Raw genomic sequence first — 16,853 nt, 5'->3', positions numbered from 1 at the left:
CCTCTACTTCAGCTCGCAACGCAATCCGGGCCGCACCTACGAGGTGACCGGACCGTTCCAGCCGGCGTCGTCGCCGGGCATCCCCACCCTGGGGCCGCTCGGCGCCGGCCTGCTCGGCGGCGCGCTCAGCGTCGCGGCGCTGGCGAACCTGCGCGGGCGTCGGGGGTAGCGGTCGACCGCGCCACGCTCTCGTCCGCCGACGGTTCGAGGAAGCGGTACTCCGGCGCGACCCAGTCGTTCGAGCCCTTGCGGATGTTGCCGAAGGCGAGCTCAGGCAGGCTCACGAGGACGCCTTCGGCGCCCGCGCGTAGGACGCGGCCGCGATCCAACGGGAACCGCAGCAGGCCGTGGGCCAGCTCGCCTGTTGCAACCGCGAGGTTCACCGCACCGAAGATCGGCCGCGACAGCACGTGGCGATCCGTGAAGAAGAGGAAGGGGGAGTCGTCCTGGCCGCCGGCGTAGCTCTGGGCGGTGAGGGTGTTCGACTCGCGCAGGGCGACCCAGACGGGGTGCTCGCGCGCTTCCATCTCCAGGAGTCGTGCGGCGCGGAACGACGGGATCACCCAGCGCGCCTCGACGTGGTAGTGCCGGTCGACCGCGGCCGCCGAGACGAAGGGAATGAACGCGAAGGAGCGCCGCCCTTCGACGTGGCCGCCGAGTTCCTCCTGGGAGACCGCGATGGAATCACCCGCCGCTCTGCGAATCGTCTCGAAGATCGCGGAAACGCAGTTCCGGGTGATCAGGTGGTAGCGGTAGAGCGCGTCGAGCTGGGCAGTGTAGTCGCGCTCGCGGGCCTCGACGCGGGCGAGATGGGTGCGGAGCTCGTCGGTGCTCGCGCGGGGCGCGGCGAGGCCGGCGACTGGTGCCGAGATACGCGGCACCAGGTGCCCGCGTGCCACGCGGAGCGAGCGCCCCTGGTGAAGGGCGCGCTCGAGTTCGTGCGCGCGATTCGCGGCCTGCTCGACCCGAGCCCAGCCGCGTTCGTTCGGGTCTTCCAGCGTGGCGAACGCGGCCCGCGCTGCGGCGAGCTGGGCATGGGCCTCCCCCAGGATCTGGGGCAGGACGTCGGTTCGCCGTGCGACGGTGGACGCGTCGATGCGCGTGGCATCGGCGGGGAAGGCGTCGAGGAACACCAGACGCCCGGTCGCTTGCGCGCGCTCGAGCGCGGCCAGTCGCGCCATGCCGGCGAGCGCCGCCGGTCCCCAGTCGTGGCCCGGGGATGCAAACAGTTGGACCAGGTCGGCTTCGAGCCGTTTCGCGAACCGGCGCAGCACATCGCGCTCGGTGGTGTCGAGTGCGAACGCGTCGCCCTCGGGCGCCGAGAAGCTGCCGTCGCGGAGCACCCGGGTGTCTTCGAGCACGTCCAGCGCGACGAGCGCCGCCGCGCGGTTCGCGTAGCGCTGGGCGAAGGACACCGCGAAGGGCGGCTCGGCGTAGGCATCAGCCGGGAGTTCGACGGCCCAGGCAGTCGGGTCGGCGTCGGCCGCGGCCTGGAGCTCGGTGCGCAGCGCGGCGCGCTTCCTTGCGATGAAGTCATCGCCGTGTCGCTCGGCCACCCGCTGTAGAAGCGAAGCGAGCGCGGCCGAGGTTTCGTGGCCCGTCGCCGGAAGCGACGCGCCTTCCCCGGGCAGGAAGTAGCCGGCGCCCGGCACGTCGACCGCGTGCTCCGCGACGCGCTCGCTTTCGCCGGCGCGAAGCCACTTCTGGAGCAGCGCCCGGTCCGCGCGCAGCGCGTCCCGCACATCGAGCTGCCGCGATTGCGCCCGGTGGCGCCGCCGAAACTGCGCGTGCAGCTCACGTCCGAACCCTTCGCGCACCGCCACCCGACGTCCATGGATCGTGCGGTTGCTGCGCAAGGCGTAGGCCGCCGCGAAGTCCACCGAGTGCTCGCGGTCGATCACCAGCAAGCCATCCCGATTCTGGAAGTGATAGGTGTGCTCGCCGAACCGGATCGCCGTATGGCCGCCACTCGAGCCGCCTTCGTTCGCCTCGATGTAGAGGTAGTCGAAGGAGGAGAGGGCTGCCGCGGGCGATGCGAGCCCGAGGCACACAAGCAGCGCGAACCAACGCACCACGAAGGCGCTCGCCTACTCGATGGTGCGGAAGCCCGCGCGCAGCGGGGCCAGCTGGCGCGAGTCGGGCCCAAAGAGCTGTTCAGCGAAGGCCTCGACTTCGGCTTCGTCGTACTCGGCGCGCTGGAGCCCGTGGCCAATGCGCCAGGTGGTCAGCGCGTCGGCCTCCCAGTTGGTGATGCCGTTCGCGGTGGCGAGTCGGGTGAGCCCCTGTCGGTAGGCGTCCAGGCTGCCGCCAGACCGCGCGTACACGAGGGTGTGATCGGTGATGTCCTGGCGGTACGCCGAGTCGCCACCGCCGCTGGGTGACGAGCTCGCGAGCCAGCGGAAGGGGCTGCTGATCGAGTCCGAGACCGTCTCCGAGCTCGCCGAAATCGAGCAACCCAGGACGGGCGCGAGCGCCAGGGAAAGCAGCGAAACGAGGATGATGCGGTGCATAGGACCTCCTTGATGCACACGCTATCAGAGCCGCTGCCTCCGAAGGGAAACGCTGTCCAGGAACGCTACGCGAACTCGTCCGGTTCGGTGTCTCCGGGCAGCTCCAAGTCGATCACGCGGGTCTGGAACACCTCGTGCAGCCGATCGAGCTTCTGGGTCAGCCACGCGTGGTACTCGCTCCAGGATGCGCGGTCCCGGAGGTCGGCTTCGCGAGACACGAAGACCCGTCGCTTGGTGACTCCTTCCGTCGAGTACCACTCGAGCGTTTCGCCCATCTCCGACTCGACCGCTTCCCGGTCTTTCGAGAGAGATGCGAATGCGTCGCAAGCGCTCTCGCCGAACATCACGAGCTCGGCGCGCAGTTCGTGGCAATCGGACCCCGCGCTCGACCACGTCGAAGCCACCGCGGAGAGACAGAAGCCGCTCCTGCCAATGCGGAAGTTGAGCCAGTGTTGGGGACGCGCCTTCCGGCCAGCGTGCACGTGCGTCGCGTGCTGGTTCACGTGGTCGCGCAGCTCCGTCCAGAACTCGAGCTGCAGGCTCTTCACCTCGGATAGTTCACCGGACGCCCGCTGCGCCGCGGAGGCCACCTGCCGCGACCAGTCGTTGGGCTTGCTGACGATGTTGAACTTAGGTGCCGGCGGCGAGGCACCAATGCGCCAGGCTTCGACCTCGAGCCCGAAGAAGCGGAACGCCTCATCGGTGATCGCGTTCAGCCAGTCGATCGCCGCCCGATGCTCCTCGGTGAAGCGCGCAGAGATCCACACGATCGTGACCGCGTTCAGGCCGGCGGCGTACGTGATCAGCTGTCCGAGGTGGGTGTGGTCGGTCCGCTCGAGTTGGTTCTCGACGAGCACCCAATGCTCTTCGTCGAAATGGTCGCGGCAAAGGATATCGGCCCGGAACGGCCCCACTTCCTTCTCCTGCGCTTCCACCTCGAGCGTCAAGCCAATGGTGTCACCCAGGAGTTCGATGTTCTCTTCCGTAGCCAGCCAGGGCGTGAAGCTCGCAGCCTCGTCTGCCCAGACCGAGCGCAGGCTCACCTTCTCGAGTCGGCCGAGCGCCGGGACGTCGTGCTTTCCCATGTCGTTCCCCCCTCGCATGGGCGGGCGCCCTGGGCGGGCCGGGCAAGACCCGCGGGAGCCGCGCGCGAGTCCCCGTATCGAATGGCCGAGCCCCTTGGTGTAGGGAGATCGAGGCGTCCGGAGCGCTACGCTGAGCGCGTCCCTCCCAGCCATTCTCTGAGGGTCTCATGCGTCTTCGAGCCGGGATCGGGATCGGGATCGGGATCTGGCTGGCGAGCCAGACCGCCACCGCCGCCACCATCGCCGTGGGCGGCTTCTCCTTCGAGGGCGGCGAGGCCGCCTTCGCGGACGACGCCTTCCTCGCGTCAGGAAGCGGCGTCCGTCACACCTGTCTTGCAGGTGCCGCCATCCCTGCGGCGTCGATCGGCGAGGCGCTCTCGGGGAGCGACCTCGGTCGCTGTGTGAACGTCTCGGGCGGTGGGGACGGGATCGTCGAGGTGCGGTTCCTCGACAACCGCATCCAGAACGCCCCCGGAAGCGACCTGGTGATCTTCGAGGGCTCAGGTCTATTGCCGATCGGAACCCCGGAACCTGCGGAACGCTTCGGTGTGAGCGTGCTCGGATCGAGCGGATTCACCGAGTTCACCGACTTCGATCCGGTTGCCACGGGTTTCTCCACGCCGAACGACGCGCTCCACCTCTTTGCTGTGGCGATCGACCTGAGCGCCTTCGGCATCGCGCCTGGAGCCCAGGTGGACCGCATCCGGCTGCACCTACGCGACAACGGAGCGGGGTCGAAGGGAGCCGACATCACCGCCGTCGGCGCGCTCCACTCGGTACCCGTGCCGGAACCCGGCACGGGGGTCCTCGTCGCGATGGGACTGGCCGCGCTTGGAGCCAAACGGTCGATCCGCGATGGCTCGACGCGAGGCTGACCGCGCACCCGTCCTCGGTTCACGAGATCGGTGGGCCCTCCAGGACTCGAACCTGGGCGCGTCCGGTTATGAGCCGGCTGCTCTAACCAACTGAGCTAAGGGCCCGTGCGGGAACGGTAGCGGTTCGGGCCGGGCGCCGCGGAAGCCGGCGGCCAGCGATGCGGATGTCGAGCGAGGCGCTAGGCCTCGCACACCTCGCTCACCTTCCAGCCGCGGCCGGCGCGGGCCAGGGCACGCGAGCGGGCGCTCTGTCGGCTGGGCGCGCGGATCGAGAAGGTCTTCATGCCCGGGCCTTGCATCGCCTTCAGGCGCACCCGGAACGGGCGGCTCGCCTGGGCGTCGGGCGCCGGCTGGGGCATCGCTTCGGTGAAGCCCGCCTCGCCGAGCAACGGCCCGAGGTCGGCGTCGGATTCGAAGAGCTCGAGGCCCAGGCCGCCCGACCCCGCCGACTCGAAGTGCTCGGCCAGCCGGTCGACGCGCGCGACACGAGTCGCCACGCAGAGCTCTTCGCGCTCGCCTTCCCGGGGAAAGACGATCTCGAGCTCTGCGCCCACCGGGGCCTTCACCCGGGTCTGTACGAAGAGCCCCACCTCGGACACATCGCGCAGGATGCCCGTGTGCTTCGTGCCGTCCAGCAGGAGGGCACAGCTGAGGCGCCGCTGTTGCCGCGGCTTCCGGCGATTCTCCATCCTTTCTCTTATCGACCGGCCCCGGAGCCGGCTTGAAGCCGGCCCCAGGGCCCCCACATACACCCCCCCGCGTCAGCGCGCGGCCAGCCAGTGGCCCGCCTGGTCCAGGTTGGTGACGCGGCGGATCTGTGCGCGGCGCCGGATCGCGTCGCAGTGGCGGCGCAGGCCCGCCGTGCCCCGGTCGTGCTGTCCCGTGGCGCGACCGTCGGATACGTGGATGCGCGGCCCCGGCTGCTTCGCCAGCCACTCGAGGCTCGGTACGTCGACCACGTTGCCGCCCAGGCCGAGCCGCAGGTCTTCGTCGGCCGCGCGGCGACCCCCGCGGGCCACCACGCGCAGCTCGCCCGCCGCACCGTCGCCGGCGTAGACCGCCACCAGCGTGGCCCCCGGCGCGCGATCGACGAGGCGCGCGAGGTCGCCGGTGCGGAAGCGCATGCTGCCGCTCGCGTCGATCAGCACCGTGCCGCCGTGGCGACGCACCGGGCGGCGGAACACCGCCTGGTCCATCGCCAGCCGGTGCGGGTAGCGCAGCACGCTGCCCTCGGTGGCGCGCTGCCAGCGGCGTCCGTCGCTGCTCTTCGGGTTGCGGGCGCGCAGGGGCAGCGGCGCCTCGGTCACCGTGAGGGCGCCGGACGGAACCAGGGTCGGGTCCGCGTCGAGGTCGCCGTCGAGCAGCGCGTCGACGGCCAGCGCCTCTTCTTCGTCGGCGTGCACGCACCCTCCGAACACGCAGCCGATCCCCATCGTGCGCGGGTCGCCCTGGGGCAGCGCGTTGCGGCGGGCGAGTTCACGGGCCAGCTCGCGCGCGAGGCGGATGGCGCGCTTCGGGCTCGCCACCGGCGAGCCGCGCCGCAGGGCCCCCTTGCGCAGCGACTTCCGCACCACGCCGAGCACTTCGCGCACCAGCGGCAGGCAGGCGTCACCGCGCTCGGCGAGCCAGCCCTCGATGTCGTCGTCGCCGGCGATGCCCAGCCCGGCCACGGCGCGCAGCACCACCGCGCCGACGTCGCCGCGCTCGAGGTCGTCCTCGACGAGCCGACGCACGGTGGCGCGCCCGTCGGCATCGATGTCCAGGGCGTGCCCCAGCGCCGCCAGGCCCAGGTTGATGCGCGCGTCCTCGACCGCCTGATAGACGCGGGGGTCGAAGTCGAGCTCCGGGAACGCGTCGGGGCTCCACTTCACGTGCGCCAACTCGTGGAGGGTGACGTAGCGGAAGGCCGGATGGTGCGGCGTGAACAGGCGCTTCCCGGCCTTGTCGGTCATGCCGATGGTGAGCAGCCAGGGCATCTTGAGGGTGTCGAAGAAGCGGTAGCGCTGCTCGGGGTCGCGCAGCACCAGCTCGGGGAAGGGCAGAGAGCCCCAGGTCTCGTAGTCGTGCATCCGAGTTCTCCGGGCGGCCGGGCCGCCGTGTCGTTCGGGGAAGCCCTCTTCTTGTCTTCCGTTCTGAGGTCGTCGGTTGGGGGATCCTGGAGCGGAAAGAGCCCCGCGCCGGCACCGAGGAGAGTGACGGCCTCCGGCGCGGGACTCCCCCGCCCCCCATCCCGAGAAGAGAAGTGAGGGCGGTGTCGGGCGTTTGCCGCTGTGGCGCACGCGGCGGGCGCGCTGCCACGCGGGTCGGCCCCCGCGTTCAGTCGGCGGCTTCGCCGAGGGCCAGTGCGTCCAACAGCTGAGGACCGCGCTCGTCGCCGAAGACGGCGACGGCCGCGTCCTGCAAGCCGAGCAGCGGCCGCGCTTCTTCGAGCGCCAGCCACTCGCGCAGGCTGATGCGACGCTCTTCTTCCAGATCGAAGCCCACCTCGGCCGCCGCGCGCAGGTCGGGCGAGAGGCGGGCCAGCGCCGCCGGGTGCGGCTTGCGGATGTGGAGCCGTGCCTGGATCCGGCTGCGCAGGGCCTCGGGCAGCTCTTCGGGCGACAGGTTGTCGGTGAGCACGCAGCGGAAGCCCGGGGCGGGCTTGATGACCTCGCCGGTGGGCAGGGTCATCTCGGCGGTCTCGGGCGACTCGAGCACGGGGTAGAGGAAGGTCCGCACGTCCTCGGCGGCGTGGCTCGCCTCGTTCACCACCAGGGTCGCGCCGCGGCGCAGGGCGCGGACGAAGTTCCCGTCCTGCCAGACCATGCCCTGTTCGTTCTGGACGTAGTGCCCGCGCAGCTCCATGGCGGGCGTGTCTTCGGTGAGGGTCACGGCCAGCACCCCGTTGGGGTTGCCGTGCTGGTGCATCGCGCACCAGGTCTTCCCGATTCCGGGCGGACCGAACAGGAAAATCACCCGGAAGGCCGAGCACTGGAGCACCCGCTCCACCAACTCCCAGGACACGCCCGGCTTCGCCTTGGCCTGGGCCTTCGTGCGATCGCGCTTGCGACCGCGCAGCTCCTTCGTCGTCATCGTCGTCTCCTTTGGCGCGCCGGCGTTCGGGACACCGGCGCGCAACGTGGGAAACGGAATGTCGTCGAGAACTCAGCAGTAAGACGTCCACTACGAAGAACGGCTCCGGTCCCAACGAACCGGAGCCGTCTCCCCCATCGTTCGGGCATCTCACCCGACCCACGAGGTCGATCACACGAACGCGATCAGGCGAAGCTCCCGGCGGCGGACGCGTCCGTCGCGAAGGTGAACCCCTGCGGCTGCGGCGTCAGGGGATGCTCGTCGTCGAAGCGGTGCGCGAGCAGCGGCTCCGCACGCCACGACCGGGCGATCTCGTCGCCGAGCCACCCACGGGGCGACTCCCGCCGCTCGGGCCCGTAGAGCCGGAACACGAAGAACCCGAGCTGCGAAGTGAACTCGCGCAGGTCGTGATAGAGCAGCCAGTTGAAGGCCGCGGTCGCGTTCGGCTCCATCGACCAGGCCGAGATCAGGCCGGGGCCATCGGCCCAGACGTGACGCGTGCGGGCGAAGACGGCCAGCGTGCACGACTGCTTCGGCAGCCTGCGGGGACCCGGCCCGCTCAGCTTCGTGATCCGGGCACCCCGCACCTTCTGGAAGAGCACGTGGCTGTAGGCGCGATCCTGCGAACCCAGGCTCTCCGCGACCGCCGGCGTGAAGAGCAGCTCCTCCCGCTTGTTGAACCAGAAGAACTGCTCCCACCAGCGTCGGAGCCGCAGCTCCAAGGTCGAGCTCCCCGGATGGATCCAGTGACGCAGCTGGCCGGGCTCGACCAGCTCGTCGCGATACACGGGGTGGCGCGTCGGCTCGACGAGGATGTCGTGCGGACGCATCCGCGAGTCGTCGAACTCGGTGCACGCTTCCTCGGGGGCAATCTCCAGGTCGAGCTCGCGCTCGCCGTCTTCGTCTTCCTCCCCCATCTGGGGGAAGCTCAAGAACTCGTAACCCGGGGCATAGCCCTCCTGCATCAAGGTCCATTCGAGATAGCGACGCGCGTGCACGTCCCGTCCGTTGAGATAGAGGAGCGGGCGACTGCGATCGCGAATCGCGGCGAAAGAGAAACTGTGGAACTGCCGCATGGGCAAGACGGAATCCATTCTGTCGGTCAACACGAATCTCCTACGTCAGTGGGGGGAGTGTTGGGGAAAGTTTCGAGAACACGTAGCAATCGTCGTGCCTAACTCGGCACGCGACGCATCCTCTTGAAACTCCGACGTTTGATGGTCCGTGCGCGCGAGCGGTGGTGGAACACGTGTTCCCTCCGACGCGAATTCCTTTCGCACGTGGGCAATCGCGTTCCATCGGCGTCGGATCGCGAACGCGTTCGCCAACGGTCACATAGGAACCGACGGCGGTTCGGACCGAACGCAAGCGTTCGGACCGAAGCGAGAGACGCCGTGGTTGCGCGTTCGGTTCCCGAAGACGAACGAACCGCGGCGGTGTGGGCTAGTGGTCCGGCGTACCCGCGGGCAACAGCACCGCCAGGTCGTGGGCGGGAAGCAGCGTCGTGTCGAAGCGCGCGAGTTGGTCGCGGATGCGCGCCTGGCTGGCGCGCGCGGCTTCGACGTCTTCCGAGACACCGGCGACGTGGCCGGCGTCGGTTTCGGCGCGGTCGAAGGTGGCATCGCCCGCCACCAGCCAGTAGCGATCGCCGTCGGACACGAGCAGTCCGACGTGCCCCGGGGTGTGCCCGCCCAGGGGGACGATGCGCACGCGCGGGTCGCCGAGCAACACGTGGCTCGCCTCGAACGCGCCGAAGGGCCCGTCTTCGAAGACGGGAGCCCGGGCTTCGAGCCCGGGCGGCAGGGTGCAGGGCACGGCGCCGACGTGCTCCGGGCCCGCTGCGCCCGGCACCCAGTTGCCTGCGCCCGTCCACAGCCGGGCGGCGGGGAAGAGCGCGAGTCGGCCGGTGTGGTCGGCGTGGAAGTGGGAGATCACCACGTCGGTCACGTCGTCCGGCGGCACCGCGATCGCTTGCAGCCGTGCACCGAGGTCTCCGTCCTCGGGCACTACGAAGCGCAGGTTGCGCCGGTAGAAGACCTCGCTGTTCGGGTCGCAGGCGAAGTAGTCGTCGTCGTTGATCTTCGGGTCGGCCCCGGTGTCGAAGAGCACCACACCCTTCGGGGTCTTCACCGCGTAGGCCAGGTTCGGAAGCCAGGGGTGCCAGTCACCGGACAGGAAGATGCGGGGCACCACCAGGAAGCCCGGCGCCTGGTAGCGCCAGTGGGGCTCCTTGATTCCCACCCAACCCGTCTGGAGCGCGTAGAGGTCGAGGTCGTCGGCGACCTCGAAGCGCACGCGCTCGGGGACCGCGTCGGGCGGTGCCACCCCGGCGAGATCCGGGCCGCTCGAGCAGGCCGCGACGAGGGCCGTCGCGCCCAGCACCCACCCGCGGAGCGCTTCGCGCGAGCGCGGCTGCGACCAGAACGTCCCGAACACGCCCCGAGGCTAGCCGGGCGCCTAGACTCAGCCCGGTGCGCCTTCCCCGGGTCTCAGCCGGTGCCTTCCTTCCCGAACACCGTCCGGAAGGCGCCGCGCCGCTCGGGGCTGCCCAGCATCACCAGCTCGGCTCCCTCCTCGAGGATCGTGTCGGCCTTCACGCTCTCGGCGCGCTCGGCGCGCTGCAGCGCCACGACGTTGAGCTCGGTCTTCTCGCCGATCTCGGCTTCGGAGAGGCGCTTCCCCACCAGGCACGCGGGCACGGGCTCGACGATCAGGTCGACGCCCTCGCCGACGAAGGTGGCATCGGTGTCGAGGGTGAGGGCCAGGAGCGACTTCACCCCCAGCGTCGTGTAGCTCAGCACCGAGTCGGCCCCGGCGCGGTGGATCGACTCCAGGTTCCGTTCGTGGTTGACCCGGCTGATGATCCGGACGCTCGGGTTGAGGCGCCGGCAGTACACGGCCAGGAACATGTTCGTGGGATCGTCGTGGGTGGTGAGCACCACCGACGGCGCCTCGGCGAGGCCCGCCTTCATGATCGTGTTGCGGTCCGAGGCGTCGCCGATCGTCACCTCGTCGGCCACCACCGAGAGCGTCGAGCGCATGTCCGGGTCGCGCTCGATCATGCTCACCGCCACCCCGCGCCGGCGCAGGGCGCGGGCCGTCGCCTGCCCCACCTTGCCGCCGCCGATCACCACCACCGGGTTGTCGTTCGGGTGGTAGATCACGAACAGCGCGTCGAGCTCGGCCAGCTCGTCCTCGCTCCCCACCACCACGGCCACGCTGTGCTCGGTGAGCACCGTGTCGGGCGTCGCCGGCACGAGATGGCCGCGCTCCCAGCAGGCCGCCACGTTCAGGCCCGTCAGCTCGCGCAGGCGGGTGTCGCGGATCGTGCGCCCGGCCAGGCCCGTGTTCTCGATGGGCAGCTCGGCGATCTGCAGGTCGCGGTAGCGCCCCACCAGGTGGGCGTGGGCCGGGCCCACGGTCACCCGGCTGGCCAGGTACTCGCCCAGGCGCTGCTTCAGGGGCACCACGGCCGAGGCGCCCGAGAGCTGCAGGATGTCCACCGAGTCGGCCTCTTCGGCGAAGGCCGCGATCAGCGCGTTCGGGTAGTGCTCGCGGGCGGTGAGCAGGATGTTCGCGTTCTCGGGGTCCGAGAGGTTGGCGACCAGCAGGCGCGCCTCGCCCGTCTTCACCGCGTCGTAGGTGTCCTCGTTGTCGAGGGCGCCCGCCACCACGTGGATCCCGTCGCCGTGCAGTTCGGCCGCCCGGGTCGTGTCGGGCTCGATCACCGTGTAGGGAATGCTGCGCTCGCGCAGCCGCGCCACCAGGCCCACCGCGATCTCGTCCCATCGGCACAGGATCACGTGATCGCGCAGGCGTTCGGGCACCTCGCGGGGGGCCCGCAGCCGCAGCTGGGCCTCGAGCCAGGGCGCGTAGAACGACCGGATGAACACGAAGGGCAGCACGATCAGGAGCAGGATGATGCCGGTGAGCAGCACCACCAGGCTGAAGAAGCGGCCCAGGTCGGACTGGAAGGTGATGTCGCCGAAACCCAGCGTGCTCATCACCGTGAGGGTCCAGTAGACGCCGGTGATCCAGCTGTGGTCCTGACCCTCGGCGGTCATCAGCACGTGGAAGAGCACCGAGTAGGCCACCACGGTGGCCGTCAGGAATGCCAGGTACTTGGACAGGCCCTTCAGGTTCTGACGGGTCTCCCGCTCGGAGAGCAGGGCCATCAGCTCGGCGCTCAGGAACTTCAAGTGGAACGCACTCCCTCTCTGTGGAAGGGTACGCCCGATCCGGGTGCCCTGCCGCTGGGCCGGCGGGCCCGGCAAGCGCGGGAAACAGGTAGGGCCGAAACGGGGCTTCCCGGGAGGCCAGTGTCTGGGGGCGCCGCAGGCCGGCCCGGGCCCCGCTCCTGCGCGTGACCCGCGCGCGTGTCCGTCATCCGACCCGGAGTGTCTTCCATGCCCCGTTCCATCCCCACCCTCATCGTCCTGACCGCCTGCCTGCTTGTGGGCCCGGTCGGCTGCGCCTGGCTCGTCGTCTCGGAAGCCGAGACGCCGCTGGCCGAACCCGACCCCCTGGCCTTCGCGCCCCTCGAGGTCGACTTCGCCCACCGCTGGAATCCGGACACCAGCCACCACCTGACCGGCGCCGCGGTCCTCGACGTCGACGGCGACGGTCGCGACGAACTCTTCGTGGGCGGCGGCCAGGGCCAGGCCGACGCCCTGCTCACCCTGCGAGACGGCCGGCTCGTCCCGCTCCCCGATGCCCTGGGGCTCTCCTCGGACGCGGCCACCTACGGCGCCCTCGCCCTCGACTGGGACGAAGACGGCGACGTGGACCTCTTCGTCTGCCGGCAGGACGGCCTCACTCTCTACCGGCGCGAGGGCGAACGCTTCCGCGGCGAGAAGATCCCCCTCGACCTGGCACCCCAGGCGGTGCCCGTGGGCGTCACGGTCGGCGACCTCGAAGGCGACGGCGACCCGGACCTCTACGTGAGCGTGTTCATCGCCGGGCCCCAGCTGCGCAGCGCGACCTTCAACGATCCCGACCACGCGAAGCCGAACGTGCTCCTGCGCAACGACGGCGCCGCGGGTTTCACCGACATCACCACGCCGGTGACCGCCTCGTTGCAGAACACCTTCACGGCGTCCTTCGTCGACCTCGACGGCGACCGCCTGCCCGAGCTCGTCGTCGCCCAGAACACGGGCGAGGTCGAGATCCTCGCCAACCGAGGCGACGGCCGCTTCGAGCGCATCCCCGTCGACACGGGCTTCGGCTTCTGGATGGGCCTCGCGATCGGCGACGTCGACGCCGACGGCGATGTCGATCTCTTCTTCAGCAACCTCGGCAACTCGATTCCCAACCTCTTCACCCGGGGCGACCTGCAGGACGGCCAGCGCCACGCGCCCGAGTGGTTGCTCCTGCGCAACGACGGCGGGCTGCGCTTCACCGACATCACCGCCGCTTCCGGGCTCACCGGCTACGGCTTCGCCTGGGGCGCCCTCTTCGAAGACCTCGACCTCGACGGCCGCCTCGATCTGCTGGTCGCGGAGAACTACGTGCGCTGGCCGCTGCACGGGCTGCGCAAGCTCCCGGGGAAGGGCCTCGTGCAGCGCGGGGAAGGCACACGTTTCTTCGCGAGCGAAGCCATCGACAACCGGGCCTTCGGCCAGACGCCGCTCTTCGCCGACTTCGACGGCGATGCCCGCCTCGATCTCTTCTGGTTGAACAACGACGCGCCGAGCCGGGCGTTCCGGAACCGGAGCGACCGCCCCTTCCTCTACCTGGACCTGCCCGACACGGCCTCGGCCGTGGGCGCGCAGGTCCGGCTCCTCGGCACCCAGGGCGCCGTCCACCAGGTGGCCAACGGCCAGGGTCTCGCCAGCGACAGCAGTGCGGCGAAGGTCTACGGCTTCGCCCCCGGCGCGCGGCCCACCGCCGTCGAGGTGACCTGGGCGAACGGGACCACCTGGCGCCTCGATCGGCCGCTCCTCGGGGTCAAGATCGCGGTGCCCCCGCCTTGGCGCGAAGGGTCGGTTCCCTAGCGAGACGGCGCTACGCGCTCGCGACACACCCGCGCGGCCGCGACCCCCAGCACGGACGCCAGGAGCCAGGGCCCGAACGGTCCGGGTGTGGCCGGCAGCGCCGCCGCGAACTCGGGGACGAGCCGGCGCAGCATGCCGTCCTGCTTCGTGGTGACGTAGAGCGTGCCCGCCGCGTCCGTGGCGAAGCGCAGGTCGACCCGCGGCAGCAGCGGGTTGCCGACGGCGTCGCGCACCACCTCGAGCAGCGTGTCCGGGCTGCCGCCGACGAGCAGGGTGAGCTCGTAGACCTGTGCGGTGGTGGCCGGGTCCCCGTCATCGGCGGCGAGCATCTGGGCGACATCAGTATAGAAGACGCGCCCGGTGACGATGTCGCCGAACACGAACTTGCCGTAGAGCGGGCTGCCGATCTGACCCTCGAAGATGACGCCGCCGGCGATCGCCGCGCCCTCGTCGTGGTCGTACTGGGCCACCGGGTAGCGGAAGCCGAAGGTCGAATCGTTCGGCGGGAGGCCGAACACGACGGTCGGGTTGATGAGGACGTCGATGGCGTAGGTGCCCTCGCGCTCGGGCCACCCGTAGTTCTCGCCTGCGACGAGACGGTTCACCTCTTCGAGGTTCGACTCGCCGATGTCGCTCACCCAGGGCCCGTCGAACTTCTCCGAGAAGTGGATCCGGTGGGCGTTGCGAAAGCCGTGGGCCAGGATCTCGGCGAAGGTGTTCGGGTCTCCGTCGCTGCCATACGGGTTGGACGCGGGGATGCCGTAGGAATAGGGCATGCCGGTGCCGCCGAGCGGGTCGATCCGCAGCACGGCGCCATAGAGCGTGTCGAGGCGCTGCAGCTGGCTGGGCTGGGACGTCACGACCGAACCGAAGTCGCCCGCGCCGATGTAGAGCCAGCCGTAGCCGGTGTCGCCCGGGCCCAGAGCCGGGTCGAAGGCGACCTCACCCAGGTTGTGGAAGTGATGGGGCGACTCGATCCGCAGCAGCTCGCGGGAGGTCCCCGCGAAGGTCGTGGCCGCCGGGTTCGTCGCGGTCCACTCGGTGACCACCGCGTGCTGGGCGATCGCCGTGGCCACGGCCGGCCCATGGGTGGCGGCGATCGAACCGACGTCGGCCGTGTGCACCGTGTAGAAGTGCCCGTTGCTCGCGAAGTCCGGGTGGAAGGCGAAGCTCACGAAGCCCGCCGCCAGGCCGGGCGCCGTGCGGAAGTCGACCACCGCGCTCGAGAGGTCGAGATAGGGGGTGAGCGCGGCGCCGTCCCAGGCGTAGAGCGGCCCGCGCAAATCATTCACGAACAGGCGCCCGCTGCCGTCGGGGGCCTCCTTCGTCTCATTGATCCGGGTGAGCGGCGAGCCGCCCGTGGTGGGCAGCTGCAGCACGTCTTCCAGGTCCGCCGTCACGCCCACGTCGAACACCGGGCCCGAGAGGGTCCCGGTGTGGGCCGGTGTCGCCGCAAGGAGCAAGAGCCCCGCGACCCACCCGATCGTGCATCGGTGCGACGCGTTTCCAGTCCGTCGCTCTCGAGCCGATAACCCGCGAACTAGTAGCCCTCGACCTCCCACACCGTCTCCCCTTCCTTGATCGTTTCGAGTATCTGGATGTCCCGCAGCTGCTCGGAGGGCGTGGTCAGAGGGTTGCGATCGAGAATCACGAAGTCGGCGAGCTTCCCCGCCTCGATCGATCCCTTCTGGTCCTCTTCGAAATACTGGTACGCGGCGTCGATGGTGATCGCGCGCAGCGCCTCGGCCACGCTGATGCGCTCTTCGGGGCCGATCACCTTCCCCGTACGCGACAGTCGCTCGGTCGCCGTCCACATCAGGAAGAGCGGATCGAGCGGCGTCACGCCGTAGTCGGTGTGGTTCGTGAAGCGAATGCCGCGCGCGGTAGCCGAGCGCAAAGGCGACAGGAAGAAGGCGCGCTCCTGGCCCAGGTTCTCGACGTGCACGTCGCCCCAGAAGAAGGCGTGGTTCGTGAAGAACGACGGCACCGCACCGATCCGCGCGTAGGCGTTGAGCTGGTCGGGCCGGATGAACTGGGAATGGATGATCACCGGCCGCCGCCCTTCGGGCGCGCCTGCGGCCTGGTGCGCGGCGAGGAACATGTCGATCGCCGCGTCCGCATTCGCGTGGGTGTAGGTCTGGATGTCGTTCTCGTAGGCGAGCCGGAAGACCGCATCGAGCGCTTCCTGGGGCACGATCGGCTGGCCGCGCCAGTCCTTCTCCCCGCCCGGGCCGGGCACCAGCATCGGCTCGGTCCAGTACGCGGTGCGTCCCTGGGGCGACCCGTCGGCCACGCTCTTCACGCCGCCCAGCTTGAGGCGCCCCTCGTACTTTCCGAACACGGGCGGCTCGTCGCTCTGCATGAGCTTCGTGAAGGTCTGCATCTCGGGCAGCGCCACCACGTCGAGGAAGAGCCGACCCTCGTTCGCGGCGTGCTGGAGGAGCTCGACGGCTTCGCCGCTCGCGGCGCCCTCCTGGATCGTCGTGTACCCGTTCGCGGCGTAGTGGAGCTGGGTCGGCCGCAGCGCCTCGAGCATCGAGACCGCCGAGGGCTGGGGCATCGCTCCCATCACCGCGAAGAAGGGCGTCTCCATCAACAGACCCGCCGGCTCCTGGCTGCCGGGCTTGCGCACGATCAGGCCGCCCGGCGGGGTCGGCGTGCTCGCGTCGATCCCCGCACGCGCCAGCGCCGCCGAGTTGAGTACGGCGCCATGGCTCGACACGTGGATCAGCACCACCGGGTTGTCGGGGAAGTGCGGGTCGAGGTCGTCGCGGGTGACCTCGCGGGCCTCGACCAGGCCTTCCTTCTCGTAGCCGTAGGCGATGATCCAATCGCCGGGCTGCTTGCGCGTGCGTTCGGCCAGCTCCTTCAGCGCATCGATCAGCTGGGGAATGCTGGTGACGCTGCCGACCGGCGGACGCGACACATTGGCGAAGCCCGAGAACGGGACGCCGTGCAGCGCGAAGTGGCTGTGCGGATCGACGAAGCCGGGCAACAGGGCCGCGCCCTCGAGGTCGTGCACCTCGGTGTCGGGCCCGCGGTGAGCCAGCACCTGCTCTTCGCCACCGACGAGGAGGATGCGTCCGCCCAACACCGCCACGGCTTCGGCCACGCTGCCGTTCTCGTCGACGGTGACGATGTCACCCAGGTAGATGGCATCGGCCGCCGGCTCGGCGCGCAGCGGCGCGATCGCGCTCGGCGAGAAGCCTTCGCACCCGAGGGAGAGGGCGAGCCCGACCCAGCCGATCGTCCGAGCGAGACGACGCGCGGTTCCGATTCCGTTCATGGTGTGTGCCTTCCTTCGTGTCGGGTTCACGG

At 70.2% G+C, this 16,853-nt stretch carries 13 protein-coding genes and 1 tRNA gene; 2 read left to right on the top strand and 12 right to left on the bottom strand.

Annotated features, from left to right (window positions below; genetic code table 11):
* Positions 1-125: 125 nt before the first annotated feature.
* From AAF430_08015 to AAF430_08005, 3 genes are all read right to left on the bottom strand, one after another.
* Positions 126-2,075 (bottom strand): hypothetical protein, encoded by a 1,950-nt coding sequence (locus AAF430_08015; protein MEM7410161.1) that lies wholly within the window; start codon positions 2,073-2,075, stop codon positions 126-128.
* Positions 2,076-2,087: 12 nt separating this feature from the next.
* Positions 2,088-2,510 carry a putative lipoprotein gene (locus AAF430_08010; GenBank protein ID MEM7410160.1) on the bottom strand — a complete coding sequence of 141 codons (423 nt, stop codon included), beginning with the start codon at positions 2,508-2,510 and terminating at the stop codon, positions 2,088-2,090.
* A gap of 65 nt (positions 2,511-2,575) precedes the next feature.
* Complete coding sequence (locus tag AAF430_08005) at positions 2,576-3,595, bottom strand: DUF4268 domain-containing protein (protein ID MEM7410159.1); 1,020 nt, start codon at positions 3,593-3,595, stop codon at positions 2,576-2,578.
* A 167-nt stretch (positions 3,596-3,762) separates the two neighbouring features.
* Here AAF430_08005 and AAF430_08000 point away from each other — a divergent pair, with 167 nt between their 5' ends.
* A complete protein-coding gene (locus AAF430_08000; protein ID MEM7410158.1) occupies positions 3,763-4,470 on the top strand; it encodes a PEP-CTERM sorting domain-containing protein in 708 nt (235 codons plus the stop codon).
* A 31-nt stretch (positions 4,471-4,501) separates the two neighbouring features.
* On the opposite strand, the gene AAF430_07995 is transcribed toward AAF430_08000, so the two are convergent.
* From AAF430_07995 to AAF430_07965, 7 genes are all read right to left on the bottom strand, one after another.
* Positions 4,502-4,575 (bottom strand) — tRNA-Ile (locus AAF430_07995).
* A 74-nt stretch (positions 4,576-4,649) separates the two neighbouring features.
* Entirely contained in the window at positions 4,650-5,159 is a 510-nt protein-coding gene (locus tag AAF430_07990; protein MEM7410157.1) for a PilZ domain-containing protein, read from the bottom strand.
* A gap of 72 nt (positions 5,160-5,231) precedes the next feature.
* Positions 5,232-6,539 carry a hypothetical protein gene (locus tag AAF430_07985; protein MEM7410156.1) on the bottom strand — a complete coding sequence of 436 codons (1,308 nt, stop codon included), beginning with the start codon at positions 6,537-6,539 and terminating at the stop codon, positions 5,232-5,234.
* Between the two features lie 247 nt (positions 6,540-6,786).
* Complete coding sequence (locus AAF430_07980) at positions 6,787-7,542, bottom strand: AAA family ATPase (GenBank protein MEM7410155.1); 756 nt, start codon at positions 7,540-7,542, stop codon at positions 6,787-6,789.
* Positions 7,543-7,727: 185 nt separating this feature from the next.
* The gene (locus tag AAF430_07975) at positions 7,728-8,648 is read right to left on the bottom strand and encodes a hypothetical protein (GenBank protein MEM7410154.1); all 921 of its coding nucleotides are present in this window, start codon (positions 8,646-8,648) and stop codon (positions 7,728-7,730) included.
* A 337-nt stretch (positions 8,649-8,985) separates the two neighbouring features.
* Positions 8,986-9,978, bottom strand: coding sequence for an MBL fold metallo-hydrolase (locus AAF430_07970; GenBank protein MEM7410153.1), 993 nt, complete (start codon positions 9,976-9,978; stop codon positions 8,986-8,988).
* 53 nt (positions 9,979-10,031) lie between these two features.
* Entirely contained in the window at positions 10,032-11,741 is a 1,710-nt protein-coding gene (locus AAF430_07965) for an NAD-binding protein (GenBank protein ID MEM7410152.1), read from the bottom strand.
* Between the two features lie 207 nt (positions 11,742-11,948).
* Between AAF430_07965 and AAF430_07960 the strand changes: the two genes are divergently transcribed.
* Positions 11,949-13,535, top strand: coding sequence for a VCBS repeat-containing protein (locus tag AAF430_07960; GenBank protein MEM7410151.1), 1,587 nt, complete (start codon positions 11,949-11,951; stop codon positions 13,533-13,535).
* On the opposite strand, the gene AAF430_07955 is transcribed toward AAF430_07960, so the two are convergent.
* The gene (locus tag AAF430_07955) at positions 13,532-14,998 is read right to left on the bottom strand and encodes a PQQ-dependent sugar dehydrogenase (GenBank protein MEM7410150.1); all 1,467 of its coding nucleotides are present in this window, start codon (positions 14,996-14,998) and stop codon (positions 13,532-13,534) included. The two genes, AAF430_07960 and AAF430_07955, sit on opposite strands and share 4 nt — an antisense overlap.
* A gap of 77 nt (positions 14,999-15,075) precedes the next feature.
* A complete protein-coding gene (locus AAF430_07950; protein MEM7410149.1) occupies positions 15,076-16,821 on the bottom strand; it encodes an amidohydrolase in 1,746 nt (581 codons plus the stop codon).
* Between the last annotated feature and the right edge of the window lie 32 nt (positions 16,822-16,853).

It is taken from the genome of Myxococcota bacterium, assembly GCA_039030075.1.
GTDB lineage: Bacteria > Myxococcota_A > UBA9160 > UBA9160 > SMWR01 > JAHEJV01.
This window is presented reverse-complemented; position numbering and strand designations above follow the sequence as displayed.

Coding starts and splice junctions, on each gene's coding strand:
- AAF430_08010 (MEM7410160.1), bottom strand. CDS start 2,510: ATGCACCGCATCATCCTCGTTTCGCTGCTTTCCCTGGCGCTCGCGCCC.
- AAF430_08005 (MEM7410159.1), bottom strand. CDS start 3,595: ATGGGAAAGCACGACGTCCCGGCGCTCGGCCGACTCGAGAAGGTGAGC.
- AAF430_08000 (MEM7410158.1), top strand. CDS start 3,763: ATGCGTCTTCGAGCCGGGATCGGGATCGGGATCGGGATCTGGCTGGCG.
- AAF430_07990 (MEM7410157.1), bottom strand. CDS start 5,159: ATGGAGAATCGCCGGAAGCCGCGGCAACAGCGGCGCCTCAGCTGTGCC.
- AAF430_07985 (MEM7410156.1), bottom strand. CDS start 6,539: ATGCACGACTACGAGACCTGGGGCTCTCTGCCCTTCCCCGAGCTGGTG.
- AAF430_07980 (MEM7410155.1), bottom strand. CDS start 7,542: ATGACGACGAAGGAGCTGCGCGGTCGCAAGCGCGATCGCACGAAGGCC.
- AAF430_07960 (MEM7410151.1), top strand. CDS start 11,949: ATGCCCCGTTCCATCCCCACCCTCATCGTCCTGACCGCCTGCCTGCTT.
- AAF430_07950 (MEM7410149.1), bottom strand. CDS start 16,821: ATGAACGGAATCGGAACCGCGCGTCGTCTCGCTCGGACGATCGGCTGG.